Source organism: Pseudomonas sp. BF-R-19 (genome assembly GCF_019956445.1).
GTDB lineage: Bacteria > Pseudomonadota > Gammaproteobacteria > Pseudomonadales > Pseudomonadaceae > Aquipseudomonas > Aquipseudomonas fluorescens_BH.
The window spans coordinates 17990-33417 of the sequence record NZ_JAHBDN010000079.1 but is presented as its reverse complement, the minus strand read 5'-3'; the positions used below and the strand labels follow the sequence as shown (position 1 = coordinate 33417).

General features: G+C 61.2%; 13 protein-coding genes. 5 read left to right on the top strand and 8 right to left on the bottom strand.

The window, feature by feature from the left end; all coding sequences use genetic code 11:
• The first annotated feature begins 82 nt into the window (after window positions 1-82).
• A complete protein-coding gene (locus KGB28_RS22855; protein WP_223448007.1) occupies window positions 83-1528 on the top strand; it encodes a sensor histidine kinase in 1446 nt (481 codons plus the stop codon).
• Between the two features lie 33 nt (window positions 1529-1561).
• On the opposite strand, the gene KGB28_RS22850 is transcribed toward KGB28_RS22855, so the two are convergent.
• Window positions 1562-1762, bottom strand: coding sequence for a hypothetical protein (locus KGB28_RS22850; RefSeq protein WP_223448008.1), 201 nt, complete (start codon window positions 1760-1762; stop codon window positions 1562-1564).
• On the opposite strand from KGB28_RS22850, the gene KGB28_RS22845 reads away from it, so the two are divergent.
• From KGB28_RS22845 to KGB28_RS22835, 3 genes are all read left to right on the top strand, one after another.
• A complete protein-coding gene (locus KGB28_RS22845) occupies window positions 1716-2831 on the top strand; it encodes an SCO family protein (RefSeq protein WP_223448006.1) in 1116 nt (371 codons plus the stop codon). The genes KGB28_RS22850 and KGB28_RS22845 overlap by 47 nt on opposite strands.
• A gap of 102 nt (window positions 2832-2933) precedes the next feature.
• Entirely contained in the window at window positions 2934-4427 is a 1494-nt protein-coding gene (locus KGB28_RS22840) for a sensor histidine kinase (protein WP_223448005.1), read from the top strand.
• Entirely contained in the window at window positions 4396-5829 is a 1434-nt protein-coding gene (locus KGB28_RS22835) for a sigma-54-dependent transcriptional regulator (RefSeq protein ID WP_223448004.1), read from the top strand. The genes KGB28_RS22840 and KGB28_RS22835 overlap by 32 nt, the downstream gene beginning before the upstream one ends.
• 271 nt (window positions 5830-6100) lie before the next feature.
• Here the strand turns inward: KGB28_RS22835 and KGB28_RS22830 are convergent, their stop codons facing one another.
• Window positions 6101-6472: a hypothetical protein gene (locus tag KGB28_RS22830; RefSeq protein ID WP_223448003.1), complete on the bottom strand. Its 372-nt coding sequence runs from the start codon at window positions 6470-6472 to the stop codon at window positions 6101-6103.
• A gap of 172 nt (window positions 6473-6644) precedes the next feature.
• Between KGB28_RS22830 and KGB28_RS22825 the strand changes: the two genes are divergently transcribed.
• Entirely contained in the window at window positions 6645-7451 is an 807-nt protein-coding gene (locus tag KGB28_RS22825; protein ID WP_223448002.1) for a class I SAM-dependent methyltransferase, read from the top strand.
• A 994-nt stretch (window positions 7452-8445) separates the two neighbouring features.
• On the opposite strand, the gene KGB28_RS22820 is transcribed toward KGB28_RS22825, so the two are convergent.
• From KGB28_RS22820 to KGB28_RS22795, 6 genes are all read right to left on the bottom strand, one after another.
• Entirely contained in the window at window positions 8446-9240 is a 795-nt protein-coding gene (locus KGB28_RS22820) for a ChbG/HpnK family deacetylase (RefSeq protein ID WP_150752979.1), read from the bottom strand.
• Window positions 9212-10429: a GNAT family N-acetyltransferase gene (locus tag KGB28_RS22815; protein ID WP_223448001.1), complete on the bottom strand. Its 1218-nt coding sequence runs from the start codon at window positions 10427-10429 to the stop codon at window positions 9212-9214. Before KGB28_RS22815 ends, KGB28_RS22820 begins: the two co-directional genes overlap by 29 nt.
• A gap of 4 nt (window positions 10430-10433) precedes the next feature.
• Window positions 10434-11120, bottom strand: a complete 687-nt coding sequence (locus tag KGB28_RS22810) for an N-acetyltransferase (protein ID WP_223448000.1) — start codon at window positions 11118-11120, stop codon at window positions 10434-10436.
• A gap of 84 nt (window positions 11121-11204) precedes the next feature.
• Window positions 11205-13124 (bottom strand): hypothetical protein, encoded by a 1920-nt coding sequence (locus KGB28_RS22805; protein ID WP_223447999.1) that lies wholly within the window; start codon window positions 13122-13124, stop codon window positions 11205-11207.
• On the bottom strand, window positions 13121-14425 hold the full coding sequence (locus tag KGB28_RS22800; RefSeq protein ID WP_223447998.1) for a lipopolysaccharide biosynthesis protein: 1305 nt from the start codon (window positions 14423-14425) through the stop codon (window positions 13121-13123). Before KGB28_RS22800 ends, KGB28_RS22805 begins: the two co-directional genes overlap by 4 nt.
• Window positions 14422-15420 (bottom strand): polysaccharide deacetylase family protein, encoded by a 999-nt coding sequence (locus KGB28_RS22795; RefSeq protein WP_223447997.1) that lies wholly within the window; start codon window positions 15418-15420, stop codon window positions 14422-14424. The genes KGB28_RS22800 and KGB28_RS22795 overlap by 4 nt, the downstream gene beginning before the upstream one ends.
• Window positions 15421-15428: the final 8 nt, after the last annotated feature.

Below are 15428 nucleotides of genomic sequence, written 5' to 3'. Positions count from 1 at the left end.
GGGCGGGAGGGGATCGTAGTACGCCGGGCAAACAGCCATGCGTGGGCTATAAACCTATAGGGGGTTTCCGGGAACCGTGTCCATGAACACAATCGCCAAAGTACTTGCGACCGAAAGCGAAGTTCGCTTGAACACGCGCAAGGAGCCGTTCGATCTGCTGCGCTGGTTTTCACTGATCAGCATGCTAGTGATCGGTACGGTGGCGGTGGCGCTGGGGGCGGTGTCCTCGCGGTTCGTGATTACCGAAAGCGTGCAGCGCGATGCGCTATTGACCTCACAATTCATCCAGGCGATTGCCTCGACCGAGGTGCGCCATGTGTCGATTCCCAAAGTCCGGACCATGGGCGAGTTGCTCGACCCACGAAAAGACAAAGACTTTCCTGACGTCGACCCGCTGTCCCGTGCCAGTGCCCGCGTTGATTTCCTCGACCATATCGAAAATTTGCCGGACGTGATCCTGGCCAACATCTATGCCCCCGACCGCATGGTGATCTGGTCGACCAACCCGGCCTTGATGGGCATCACGATCCATGGCGATGAAGACCTCGACCGGGCATTCAATTCGAAAATTTCCGTGTCGACCAGTTACCACGATGTAGACAAATCCCGCATGGAGCAGAAGTTCCTGGAGCCACCCAAATACACCTTCATCGAAAACTACATTCCCCTGTTCGACGCCGATGGCAGCACCGTCACGGCGATGGTCGAGATTTACAAGGAGCCGCAGGACCTGATCAACCGCATGGAGCGCGGCCTGGTGCTGATCTGGCTGGCGACCGCCCTGGGCGGCGGTCTGATTTACCTGGGCCTGTACTGGATCGTGCGGCGGGCGGCGATCCTGCTGGCGACGCAGCAGAAGCAATTGATCACCAACGAAACCTTTGTGGCGCTGGGGGAGGTGTCCTCGGCGGTCGCCCACAGTCTGCGCAATCCGTTGGCGAACATCCGTTCAAGCGCCGAGCTGGCGATAGAGTTCGACAGCGGTCCGGCGCATGGGCACATCAACGACATCATTGGTCAGGTCGATCGCATGTCGACATGGGTACGGGAGTTGCTCCAGTCCCTGCGACCGCTCAATGACGAGGCGGAACCGGTGAACCTGGTGGCGGCCCTGCATGACAGCCTGATGGCTTACGAGCATCAGATCAGCAAGGCCAGGATCAACGTGGTGTTCGAGCCGGACCAGACGCCCATGGTCCTGAACCAGCACGTGCAACTGACCCAGATCCTCAACAGCCTGCTGTCCAATGCGGTGGAAGCCATGGACGGCGGCGGTACGCTGACCATCCAGATCGAGTCGCGCGATGCCCAGCGCGTCAGCGTGAGGGTGAGCGATACCGGCAAAGGCATGAGCGAGGAACAGCGCACCATGGCCTTTCGGCCGTTCTTCACCACCAAGCAGGGCGGGCTGGGAGTCGGGCTGGTGCTGGTCAAGCGGATCATGGAGCGTTTTGGCGGTGCGGTGACCCTGGATAGCCGTGAAGGCGAGGGCACCACTGTGCGTCTGTTGTTTAATCTGGTCCCCTGAAAACGGGGATGAACTATCCCCAATATCGGGGGTTCAATCCCCGGTCATTTCCACGGTCATCGCCCATTGATTTTGATAAATCATTGTTTTGTTGAGTGTTAGTACTTTTTTATAAAAAAAACTGATGATTGGCGAGTTCCTTGCAAAACCATCATCACCCCCCTTCACGACATCGAGGCGGTTGGTGATGGAAAAAAAAGAGATGCATTCACCACGTTCACGAGCCTTGGGCATGCACCTGGTACTGATGCTGGTGACCGGTTTGCTGGCCAGCCAGCTGCTGGTCGCCAGCCAGCCGACGTCGACGCCCGCACCTGCTCCTGCAGCCACTTCCGAGCCCGCTGTCGTTGAAGACGCCACCCCGTGGGGTGGCAACTATTTCCCCAATACCCTGCTGACCGACCAGGACGGACAGCAGCTGCGTTTTTTCGATGATTTGATCAAAGACAAGGTGGTGGTGATCAACTTCATCTTCACCTCGTGCAGCGACTCCTGCCCCCTGGAAACCGCGCGCCTGCGCCAGGTGCAGAAACTGCTGGGGGATCGGGTCGGCAAGGACATCTTCTTCTACTCCATCAGCATCGACCCCTTGAGTGATACCCCCGAGGTGCTCAAGGCCTATGCGCAACGCTTCCAGGTCGGGCCCGGGTGGAAATTCCTCACCGGGGAATTCGCCGACGTCACCGACCTGCGCAAAAAACTGGGGCTGTTCATCGAAGGCGTCGATAACGGGCGCAACAAGGACCACAACCTGAGCCTGATCGTCGGCAACCAGGCAACGGGCCGCTGGATGAAAGCCTCGCCGTTCGAAAATCCGTGGATTCTGGCCGACCAACTGGCCAATACCTTGCACAACTGGAAACAGCCCAGTGTGGAGGAAAGCTACGTCAACGCACCGGAAATCCGCCCGCCGAGCAATGGCGAAGAACTGTTTCGCACCCGCTGCGCGTCTTGCCACAGCCTCGGCCCGCTGGACGGGCAGGGCATCGGCCTGCACAGCATCGGCCCGGACCTGATCGGCGTGACCTATCAGCGCGATCCGGCCTGGCTCAACCGCTGGATCCGCGAACCTGACCGCATGCTCGCGGAAAAGGACCCGATTGCGATGGAACTGTTCGAGCGCTACAACAGGATCTCGATGCCTAACCTGCGGCTGGATGAGCGTTCCGTCCAGTCCATCATCGATTTCCTGCAAGAAGAAACCGATCGCCAGCATCCGCCGGTGGTGCCAGTGGCCAGTGGTAACGAGGAGCCTGAGCATCATCATTCGGTCGCGCAACCCGACATGCCCAAGGTGCAATAGTGTCAAAAAAATTACGTTGGCCGGTCAATGGCTATCAATGCCACCTACACTGATCCAGAAAGCGGCTGAACAGGCTCGATTTCAAGTATCCAGGACACCGTCATGCAGATACTCGAACAACAAAAAGTAGCTGCGCCGCAGGCTCCGGCAGCACAACGCAAGGGTTGGCGGCCGCAGTTCAATTTACTGCGCTGGTTTTCCCTGGCGAGCTTTTTGATCATCGCTGTGGTGGCGCTGGGGCTGGGTTACATCTCCACGCGCTTTGTGGTCGACGAAAGCATCGAGCGTGATTCGATGCTGACCGCGCAGTTCATCCATTCCATTGGCGAGGCCGAAATCCGCCATGCCGGCATTGCCCCGGGCCGGACCATGGGTGAAATGCTCGACCCGCGCATGGACGATGCCTACCCCGACGTCAACCCGGCATCCCGGGCCGCCGCGCGCGTTGAGTTTCTCGACCATGTGGAGCATCTGCCGGACATCCTGTTGGCGACGGTGTACGCCCTGGACCGCACCGTGGTCTGGTCGACCAACCCCGAATTGATCGGCGTGCGCATCGAGGGCGACGATGAGCTGGACGAATCCTTCGAAATGAAATCGCCGGTGTCCACCAGCTACCACGAAATCGATGAGGAGCGTCCCGAGCAACGCTTGCTGCGCGAACCGGAGTATTTGTTCGTCGAGAACTACATTCCGATGTTCAACGCCGACAGAAGCAAAGTGATTGCCATGGTGGAAATCTATAAAGAGCCGCTGGATCTGGTGGAACGAATCCAGCGTGGCTTCAAGGCGATCTGGCTGGCCACGCTGATCGGCGGGGCGGCCATTTACCTGGGGCTGTTCTGGATCGTGCGACGCGCGGCGACGCTGTTGCAGAGCCAGCAGAAACAATTGATCGCCAACGAGACCTTTGTCGCCCTTGGCGAGATGTCTTCGGCGGTCGCCCACAGCTTGCGCAACCCGCTGGCCAATATCCGTTCCAGCGCCGAACTGGCCCAGGGCATCGCCAGCCAGACCGCACAGAAAAACATTGGCGACATCATCAGTCAGGTCGACCGCATGTCGCGCTGGGTCCGTGAATTGCTGGTGTCGTTGCGGCCGATGAATGACGACTGTGAAACGGTCGACCTGATGCTGGCCCTCGAAGACACCTTGAGTGCCTTCGAGTCCCTGATCAAACGTTCGGACGTCGAAGTGCGTTTCTCTCCTGTCAGCGTGCCGCCGATCGTCAGCCAACAGGTGCTGCTCACGCAAATACTCAATAGCTTGTTTGCCAATGCACTGGAAGCCATGCCCAAGGGTGGCGTGCTGACGATCGAGATCGATTCCTCGGCGCCCGGCGACTTGAGCATGACCCTGACCGACACCGGCAAGGGCATGTCCAAACAACAGCAACAAATGGTCTTCAAGCCGTTTTTCACCACCAAGCAAGGTGGGTTGGGCGTGGGCCTGGCCCTGGTCAAAAGAATTATGGAACGGTTTGACGGCTCGGTCGAACTGACCAGTCGGGAGCAGGAAGGAACCCGCGTTTGTCTCAATTTCAAAGTGGCAACGGGAGGGGCATATGGAGCACAGCATTCTGCTGGTCGAGGATGACGAAATTCTCGCTGAGAATATTCAGACTTACCTGGAGCGCAAGGGCTTCGAGGTGACCGTTTGCCACTCGGCCGAAGATGCACTGGAGCAATTGGGGTCTTTCGCTCCTGACGTGGTACTGACCGACAACTCGTTGCCGGGCATGAGTGGTCACGACCTGATCCAGAAGCTGCGCATCAGCGCGCCGGATCTGAAAGTGATCATGATGACCGGCTACGGCAACGTCGAAGACGCCGTGGCGGCGATGAAAGAGGGGGCCTTTCACTACGTCACCAAACCGGTGGCCCTGCCAGAGCTCAAGCAGTTGTTGGACAAGGCCCTGGCCACCGACCGCATGGAGCGTACGCTGTCGTTTTACCAAGAGCGCGAAGCCCAGAAGTCGGGGGTGCAGGCACTGATTGGCGAGTCGGCACCGATGGCGTACCTCAAGGGCACCATCACCCAATTGCTCGACGCCGAACGGCGGATGGTCAACAGCGATCTGCCGCCGGTGCTGGTGGAAGGCGAGACGGGCACCGGCAAGGAACTGGTAGCCCGGGCCTTGCACTTCGACGGCCCCCGCGCCAAAGGCCCGTTCATTGAATTCAACTGTGCTTCGATCCCCTCCAATCTGGTGGAGTCGGAACTGTTCGGCCACGAGAAGGGCGCCTTCACCGACGCCAAGGATCGTCGCATGGGGCTGGTGGAAGCGGCCGATGGCGGCACGCTGTTCCTCGATGAAGTCGGTGAAATGGACCTGCTGCTGCAAGCCAAGCTGCTCAAGCTGCTGGAAGACCGGACCATTCGCCGGGTTGGTTCGGTGAAGGAGCGCAAGGTCAATCTGCGGGTGATCAGCGCCACCAACTGCAACCTCGAACAAATGGTCCAGCAAGGCAAATTCCGCCGCGACCTGTTTTTCCGCCTGCGCATCATTTCGATCAAGGTGCCGCGCCTGTATGCACGTGGCGCCGATATCCTGCTGCTGGCCCGGCACTTCCTGGGGCTGCATGGCAAACGCTATGGCAAGCCGAACCTGCATTTCAGCGACCAGGCCGAAGATTTGCTGCTCAGCTACAGCTGGCCGGGCAACGTGCGCGAACTGCGCAACATGCTGGAGCAAACCGTGTTGCTGGCGCAAAGCGACACTATTGCCGCCCATCAGTTGAACGTCTGCCTGAGCCTGGTGGATGAGCCACCTATGTTTCATCACGAGCCGCCACATTCCAGTGAACCGCGTCCGTCCTACAACGGCAGCGAGTCCACGAACCTGCCGGAAGTGGAGCGCGACATGGTGCGCAAGATGCTCGACAAAACCGACTGGAACGTCACCAAATCGGCACGCCTGCTGGGTCTGAGCCGCGACATGTTGCGCTACCGGATCGAAAAGCTCGGCCTCGCCCGCCCGGACAAACGCCAGTGGTAGGGGGCGTTCTCAATTAGTTTCCCTACCGCGCCGGGCCTGCTGTTGTGCAGGGCAAGGCGCGAGAAGCGCAGTTTGGTTATTCCAAATCAGCTTCGAGCAACACAGCCCTGCACAACAGCAGGCCCGGCCCTTCGGGTTGTGCCTTAAAGCTGGCCATGCTGCGTTGCAGGCCTTGGAAAGGGAACAACCATTCCCTGCGGCCTACGCCTTGCCTGGCCAGCTTTAAGGCGACAACGCGGTGGGGAAACTAATTGAGAACGCCCCCTAGTGCTCACTGCAACACCGGGCCTTGCCTCAGACAGGACTGCATGCAGCCGGGGTTCTCGACTTCCTGGTTCACGTACACGCCACGCTCCGGATCGTAGGAACGGATAAACACCCGAACCGTGGCGTCGGCCACAGTCGGCAGGCGCGAGTCGGAAAACACGTGCTCGCTTGAAACCGGAATGAATTCCCCGGGCGCGGTCGGGATGTACGAACCCGGCGGGATGATATTCATGGACGGTGGTACGGGGTGCGCAAAGGGTTGGTCGGCGCCGTAATAGTTGAATTCACTGCTGTAGTTGGTGGTGGGAAAGTCGTCGGCGACAGCGGTCGCGCTCAGGCAGACGGCGAGCAACAGCGTCAGATCGGTCTTTTTCATGGCAACACCTGCTAAATCGGTTTAACCATATTCCCCCCAAGGTTATTAACTATAGCTGCCACCGTGGACAGCCGTCGGCGCTGCGCGGATTACAAGTTCGCAACACCTGCCAGGATGAGGTTGATCTAGACTCCGACCGGTCAAATCGACGACCCGGACCCTGGAGCATGCAATGGAACTGCCGACAAAAGAACAAGCCATCGCCAGCAACCGCGATGCCTGGAATGACTCCGCCCGTCACCACAAAGACTCCAGCGAATGGCAAGCCTTGTTGAAGGGCGTGGAATACGCGGGTTTTTCCTGCCTGGACGACACACTGACCGCTTTGCTGACCCAGACGGGTGTCGACGGCAAGGACGTGGTGCAACTGGGCTGCAACAACGGCCGCGAAAGTCTGTCGCTGTTTGCCTTGGGTGCGCGCAGCGTGGTGGGCGTCGACCAGTCTGAAGCATTTCTCGGGCAGGCACGGGAACTGGCGTCCCGCTCGCCCCATGCGCCGCAATTCATCGAAGCGGACATTCACCACTTGCCGGCCGGACTGCAGGAGCGCTTTGACCTGGCGTTGATCACCATCGGTGTCTTGAACTGGATGCCGGACATCGGTGAATTCTTGCGCCATGTGGCGCGTACGCTGAAGCCGGGTGGGGCGCTGGTGGTGTATGAAACTCACCCGTTCCTGGAAATGTTCGACCCCGAGGCAGCCGATCCTTATCGTCTGGCCAGTTCATACTTCCGTCGCGAACCGTTCGTGCAGCACGAACCGATCGTCTACGAAGGCAAGGTCGAACAGCCGTCGGCGGCGTCCTACTGGTTCGTCCACACCCTGGGCGATCTCTTCAGCGCCGCCATTGCGGCAGGGTTGCAGATCCGTCACTTCAAGGAGTACCCGCACTCCAACCGTGAAGAATGCTATGACCGCTATCAACAGCAGGTGGCGCAGTTGCCGTTGTGTTTTACGTGGGTGGTGGTGAAGAGCTGAGGGATGTGTAGCTCGGACTGACACATATCCGGTTTTTTGGTAACGGCGGCTTATGGTTTCGCCCTTACGGCGAGTCCCTTTTGTCAAACGACACAAAAGGAACCAAAAAGTCTCGCCCCTTACGTACGGCCCCTCGCTAAGGCTCGGGGTTCCTTCGCTCCGGTATTCATCCGGGGGCATTGCCCTCCGGTCGGCTTCGCGCGACCTACATGCAATGAGTTCGACTGCGTCGAACGGCGCTGCGCGCCCATCCCCGGATGAACACCTCCACTCAGCCTGCCGAGGGGGCGGGTGGATCAAGATCAAGAGCTGCAGGCGAGCTAACGCTCGACCTGATGAGTGGTGAGAAGCGTGGGTGTACGCCGCTCTGCCTTTGCTTTTTTGTGGGAGCGGCGGTGCGGCGATCCGACTTGCTCGCGAATGCGGTTGATCATTCAGCATCTCTGTTGGCTGACACTCCGCTTTCGCGAGCAAGCTCGCTCCCACATTATTTGACCAGTGTCGGGCGCAAAATCCGTGTACAACCACGTCCCCTGTGGGAGCGAGCTTGCTCGCGATGACGACCTGTCAGCTAACTCAATTCTCAAAGGCGAACGAACCCCGCAAACAGGCCGGCCGGTAGGCCGCCTCGCTTTGGCTTTGGCTTTGGCTTTTGATCTTCTTGCCCCCTCGTGAGGCCGAGTGGAGGTTCTGCGCAGTGGGCAACCCGGCATGGATGCCGGGTTAGCCGCCGCCGGCCATGGATGGCCGATGGCGGCGGGCCCACGGAGCAGGACCGGAGCGAGGGCATGCCGAGCCTTGGCGAGGCACCGAACGTCAGGGGCAAGAGCCCTTGGTTACTTGGGGCTTTTCCAAGTAACCCGCCGTAAGGGCGGAACCATAAGCCGCCGTTACCAAAGAAACGGATATGTACACCATCAAAACAGATGCGCCTGACACAAAGCCATCGTCGGAACGCCGCCCGGAGCAAGCCCGCTCCCACAGCGATTGCGGATTACTCCAGAACGCCCTGTGCGCGGTGAGGCGCAGCATCGCCCGCAGCGGTATAGGCCACCCGCGGCACCCCCGGCAAACGCTGCTCCAGCAAAGCACTCAAGGACTCTCCCGGCTCCAGGTAGGCATCGCCGAAGTCGGCGCCGAGCTGGTTCGGGTGGGCGACGATTTCCAGCAGTCCGTCGGGTGGCGGCTCGGCGTTGCGCAGGTCCACCGGGGTGCACACGTAGTCGGCGGTGGCACCGGCCAGGTTGCTCAGGCGACGGTTGAGCAGGTCCTTGAACACGCGCTTGGGCAGGCTGAGGTTTTGCCCCAGGTTGCGCGCCAGACGTACCGGTACCCCCTGGCGGGCGGCGAAGCGCGCGACGATCTCGCCGATCGGCCAGATGTTGTGCACGTGTTGATGGGAGTCCAGGTGGCTGGGGCGCAGGCCGTTGTCCAGGCAACGCTGCCACTGGGCTTCGAGTTCTTCGAGCACGGCGTGGCGATCGCGGCGCCCGAGCCAGAGGCGGGTGCGGGGCAGGTTGAGGTCGAACACGCCGGCACCGTCGCAAAACGTCGGACGCTGCACAATGCTCTGGCTCAACGGCCGGCCGTAGGTCAGGTTGAAGTGCAGGCCGATGCGGCCTTCGAGCAACGGGTGCCGGGCCAGGACGCAGGCCGCTTCGAACGCCGGCATGTTGGCCATGGCGGTGGCGGAGCTGATGAGCCCGGCCTGGAACGCGCCCAGGATCACCGCGTTTTCGCAGGCACTGAGGCCGAAGTCGTCAGCGTTGACTATCACTTGCCGAGGCATGTTCACCCTCCTTGAGTTTTTCCGTAGGCGCAGGCGCTTTGATAGCAGGTGCCGCGACGGGCGCCGGGGTGGCGACTGCGGCCGCGGCGCGTCGGGCGCGCCATTGCTGCAATCGGGGTTTGAAGCGTTGCCAGACCCGCAAGGCCAGCCCCAGCACCAGCCCGCCTGGACGCCAGGAGTAAAAACTCCAGCGCCAGTGTTCCAGTTGCCCGGTCATGCGTTCGTGCAGTTGATGGCTGGAGTTTTCCAGGCTGACCCGCGACGCATCGATCCACTGCCAGTTGTCTTCCAGGCCCCAGCGAATCCACTCTTCGAGCAGCACCCGGCCGCTGCCCAGGTCGGCATATTGCGGCAGGAACGCCAGGTTGTAGTCGTACAGTCGGCCCTGCTCCAGCAAACCGAGGCGATAGCTGATGCAGCGCCCCTCCAGTTCCAGCAGCACCACGCGCACCAGGCCTCGGGCCGCCAGGGCGGTGAAGGCGCGGTCCATCCACTGGCGATGGCGCGCATCGGCAAAGATCCCGACCCCTTCATCGCCTTTCCAGCTCACCGCTTCGACTTCACTGATTTCCTGCAACAGCGGCCCCATGGTCAGGGAGTCGGGGGTAATCCGCCGCACCTGGGCACCGCACGCGGCGATGCGTTTGCGCGCGCGGCGCAGTTTGTAGCGCGGGTCGCCGGAGACTTCCTGGTGGTCGGCCTCGCTGATCAGGTGCACCGGCACTCGACAGCTGAGGCGTAGTTCGGCGGTTGAACTCAGTGCCTGCCACGGCGCCAGGGCCTGTGCCTGGGCCGTGGAGCCGGCCAGTTCGTTGAGTTGCAGCACGGCATGGGGCAGGTGTTGACGGATCTGCATCAGCGCCTTGCGTAAATTGTCGTCGTCCAGCCTCGTCAGCAGTGCGAGGCGGTCGGCGAGGGGATAGCCCAAATGATGCAGGACCCGAAACGGCAAACGCGCAAAGCGCTCCACGGACGCCACCAGCGGCAGGCACAGCGCCAGTTCTTCACCCTGCCAGCCGAGCAGCACGTGCAACTGCTCGCCGGGTTTGAGTGCCAGTTCCGAGGCGTACAGCCAGGCCAGGGTGTTGAACGGCGTGTGGTCCGTTACGCGCAGGCGCAACGCTTCGTAAGCCGCTATCGGAAAGTCGTCGGTGCACAGCGAAGTGCGCCATTCGAATCGTGCAGACATAGGGTCAGCTCGCCTCGGCTGGAACAGGAGAGGGTGCCGGTTTGCGCAAGGCATCCAGGCGTGAACCGCTGTAGCGGGTTTCGCGGAAGAAACGCCAGCCGAACAGGTGGTAGATGTTCATGATCCGTCCCTGCTCGCGATACCCCATGCGCATGTGCAGCTTGAGCGCGGGAATGTTGTGGGACTCGCAGATATCCACCACTTTGTTGCAGCCCTGATCAGCCATGGCTTTCCACAGGTTCAGCTGGAAATCGACCGACAGCGTGGTGCCCCGGTAGGCAGGAATCTGTTCGAGAGCGAACTCGAAGAACTCACCTGGCTTCACCGGGAACATGCAGCCGTAGTAATGACGGTCGAAATAATCGCGTGTGCTGCCCCAGATAAAGGCTACGGTATCGCCGTTTTCATCCAGGTACATGTGCCCGGTGTACCCTTCGGACGCCAACTCGGCCATGGTGCCCACGCGATCGCCGAAGTGTTTGGCGAACGCCACGGCGTTCTGTGGGGTGATGGTTTCCAGTCGCAGCGGTGTATAGGGCCGCAGCTTGTGTGGCGGTACCGGGCTCACCAGATCGCGCTCCATCCACAACAGTTCCTCGTGGAAAAATACGTAGTGTTTCCACAACTTGCCGACGGTGGCGGGCAGGCCTTTTTGCATGATGTGATCACTGAGTTTTTTCAGAGCATTCATGTTTTTGACTCCTGACGGTGTTGGCCGTGAGTGGAGTGACTCAATGCGCGACGAATCGTCCACGCGGTAAAAAATCAATGACGTTCATGAGGTGCTCCAGCTGAGGGCAAACAGGGTTTCTCCTGGTAAATCGAAGCTGATGCGACCCTCCAGGCATTTGAAAGATGCGTCGCGACTGCGGTTGTCGGCGCCGAAATAGCGCAATGATCCCTGGGTCAATGGACATTGCGCGCCAGCCAGGCTCACACGCTGCAAGCGCGAGCCTTTGTTGACGCCCAGCAGGCTGCGTTGGTGCCCGGCAGACATGGCCAGCACGTCAACCTCGAAGGCGTCGTTCTCCAGGCGCATGACATCGTGTAGCCAATGCTGGCGGATAAATTGCTGCGCCAGGCCCACGGGCTTGAGCTCGAATTCATCCGCGCCGAGCATGCGCAACATGCCCTTGGGATACTCAGGTTCGTCGGCGGCCTGGAACCAGCCGAGCATGTCGAGCAGGCCGTCCTGGGAAGTATTGATGATGACCGAGGCCCACCATAACGAGGCGTAGTGGGTTTCCTGATCGTAGGGGCTGAGGCTGGCCCCGCTGGACATGTTGGTCTGGTCCAGCAACAAGGCTTTGCGCGGTCGTCCCTGGGCGTCGAGCCCCACCAGTTCTGCCGCTTTGCGTACGCTATCGCGGTAGACACGGGTCGCCAGCAGGTCGCGGACCATCCATTCGTGCCAGGCCAGCGCATCGATCTTGTCGCCGGACTCGGCCAGCAAGCGTCGGGCCCAGTCGATGCCGCGCTTGTCGGCGGCATGCTCGATGAACGGGCCATTGACGAACCGGGAGCTGGCCGGCATGGCGATGCGGACGCCGGCTTTGGCGTTGTCCGGGTTGCTGCGCACTTGCCAGGCCATGCTATTGAAGAGGCGCTGGTAGCTGGCGTAGTCCGGGTAGTTGAGGTTCGGTTCGTCGGCAAAGCCGATGTAGTGCGTGCCCTTGCCGCCAAGTGCGCGTGTGGCGGCGAGCCAGGCGTCGAGGCCGGCGTTGCTGGTGGTGTCGGCGCGCAGGTCGGCCCGGCGCTGACGGCCGGCCAGCAGGGTGATGTCCTGAGTGATGCCCAAGCGATCCTGATACAGCCGGCGGAACACGTCTTCGTAATGCGGCCGCGTCGCCATGATGTCGACCAGGCTGTAATAGGTTCCGGCCTGTGGTTGCAGGGCATCGAGCACGGCGAAACTGGAATCCGGCAGTCGCGCATAGGGCAGGGCGATACCCAGGTTCGGGGTCTTGCCGAGCACGTCGTTGTGCAGCGTCAGCCGGGTCTGGCCTTCGTCTTCGCGCAAGGGTTTGAGCTGTTGCGGGTTCTGGGCGAACAGGTTGGCCGTGCCGTCGAGCCAGAATGCGACCTTGCCGCTACCGCGCAGGTGCAGGCGCCAGACTTGATCGGTGGTGGCAACGGGCAACTCGACTTTGTCGAACTGCCAATAGGCGGGGTAAGGCTTTAGAGACAGTGAAAGTTGTTGGCCGTCACTCACGCGCTGCGCTTGCAACGCGCCGACGCCGCCGTGGAATTTACCGGCCAGCACCGCGTGCTCACCGGCCGCGACCTTGAAATACAACTCGTCACCGTCCCGGGGCTCGACGCTGAAATGCACCTTGGCCGGGGCGAACAGTGCGACGGTGTGGTCGTCGTGCTCAACCGTATAACGGCGGAAGCTGTAGCCAGGAATTTCCAGTCGATAACTGGCGGCGCCCGGCGCCAGGTTCCAGCGTTGACTACCGCGGGGCTCATTGGCGGCAATCAGTCGTTCGCTCTGGAGTTTGCCCTGGCCGTCGAGCAGGTACAGGTGTTCTTCGTTGGCTTCAGCCTGCCACACCGGGGTCCAGAGCACGGTCAGGGTGTCGGGGCGGTCCGTTTGCAGGTACAGGCTGCCGTCGCGGATATCGGCCCAACGCATGGGCGCTGCTTCGGCGCTCAGCCCGAGGCCGAGACTCACCAGCAATAACAGGTGTTTCATGCCGACTTCCGTTGCAACATCAGCAGCATCGGCGCGATGTCGCCGGGCAGGACGATGAGCGTTTGCCAGACCGGCACGTGGCTCAACCGGCAATACACCACCAACAGCGCCACGGTCACGGCCAGGTACGCGATAGAGGACGCCGCTGCTGCGCCGACGATGCCGTAGGTCGGGATCAGCAGCACATTAAGCGCCAGGTTGAGCAGGGCGCTGAGGCCCATCAACAACGAAATCGTGCCGGGCCGGTTTTTGCCCAGCAGGTCCAGGCGCAGAATGCTCATGTAGCACAGACCCAACAGGCCTGGCAGCAACGCCAGCAACGCAGGATATGCAGGCTGATAGGCCTCGCCAAACAGCGTCACGATCAACCATTCACCGACCACTGCCATGCTCAGGCAAGCGCCGAGCATCACCGTAGCAGTCAAGCGCAAGGCCAGAGGCGTGACTTTTTCGATGCCTGCTTCCTGTTGCAGCAGGCGCTTCATCAGCGGCGTGGTCACTGCTTCCGGAACGATCAGCAGCAACTCGGCGGCCGCGCTGGCCATGGCGTAGTGACCCAGCGCCGTGGTGCCAAGCAGGGCGCCGATAAACAGGTAGTCGGAGCGCAGAATCACTTGCTGGAACAGCAGGTCTGGATGACTGCGGGCGCTGTAGCGCAGCAGTTCGTTCTGACTGGCGCGGTCCCATTGCAGGCTCAGCGGATGCTCGCGCTTGAGCCACACCCAACCGGCCAGCACCACCAGGCTGATCCCCGTCAGCCAACTGATCAGCGCCGCTTCCAGGGCCGCGCTTTTCCACATCCAGAACAGGGCAAGGAACACCAGCAGCGGCGCCAGCGACTCGATCAGGCGCAAGGCATTGAAGGCGATCACGCCGCCTGAGGCGTTGTGCAGGGTCAGCAAACCGCTTTTGAGCACGGTCAGCGGCACCGCCAGCAGCAACAGCCAGGCGAGCAGGCCCAATTGCGTGGTGATGTCCAGTTCACTGCCGAACTCGCGGGTCAGCGCCACCACCAGCAAGGTCAGCAACGCCGCCAGCAGACAACCGAACAGCAGCACCTGGCTGAGCAGCAAGCCCATCGGTCGTTGCTTGGCCGCCTGGTAGCCCACCGCTGAATTCAAGCCGCCGCTGGTGGCAGCGCTGATCAGGTCGGGCAGGGCGCTGAGCAAGGCAAACAAGCCCCGTTCGCTGGGGCCGAGAATCCGCGCCAGCAACACGTTGCGCAGCAAACGCAGGGCGATCATCGCCAGTTTGGTGCCCATGCTCAGGGCCAGGTGCCTGAGGTAGTTGTTGCGGCTCATGGACGTGCCCCACGGTAAATGCGCCAGGACAGCAACCCGGGATTGCGCGCGGTACGCTGGCTGACGCCGAAGCGTGGCAGGGCCAGTGGATCTTCGGTTCCTCGATAAATGCCGGTGCCGGTGCCCAGGGCAAACGGGAAGTCATGCCTGGCCACCTGTTGGCGCACCCGCGCATCGTTGTCGCCATTGGGGTAGCAGTAAACCGGCAACGGCTGGTTGCAGCCGTGGAGCAGCGCCTCGCGACTGCGGCTCAGTTCTTCATCCAGGCGTTGATCGTCGAGACCGGTGAGGATGGCGTGGCTGGCACCGTGGGGGCCGAAGCGCACCAGGCCGGACGCTTCCAGGTGGCGCACTTGCTGCCAGTCCAGCGCCTGGGGCAACGACTCTTGCGGGCAGGCGTCGGTCAGGCGATTGAGGTCCAGCGGCGACAGGGTTTTCAGGCTCTGCAAAAAGTTCAGCAACGCCAGGCTGCGGCGTTGCGGATCCGGGTCATCGCACAGTGGCGGCAACGGGCGCCCAAGTTGCTGTTGGCATTCGATCAGGTGCCGGCGTGCCTGTTCGCCATGACTGTTCCACAGGGTTTCGCCGATGCTTTCCCACCAGAAGCGCTGGCGGCTGCCAATGAAATCGGTGGACAGAAAGATGCTCGCCGGCACCTGGTGTTTTTGCAGCAGCGGGAACGCGTTCACCGCGTTGTCGCGCCAGCCGTCGTCGAAGGTCAACGCCACTTTCGGCCGCTCCGAGCGCGCAGCCGGTTGCAGAATGTCCATCAGCGGTACGCAGTCGAAGTGTTTTTTCAACCACACCAGCAGATGTTCAAACGCCTTTGGCCCGACACACAGTTCATTGCGATGGGGCAGATCGGCGGCCTGGTCGCTGGCCAGCACCCGGTGCAGCATCAGGATCACCCCGGCGCCGTGCAGTTGATTGCGCCCGACCGGAGAGTTGAGGTACAGCCAGCCACTGGTGCGTTTTAACAGTTGTTTGATCGCCACGGCACGCG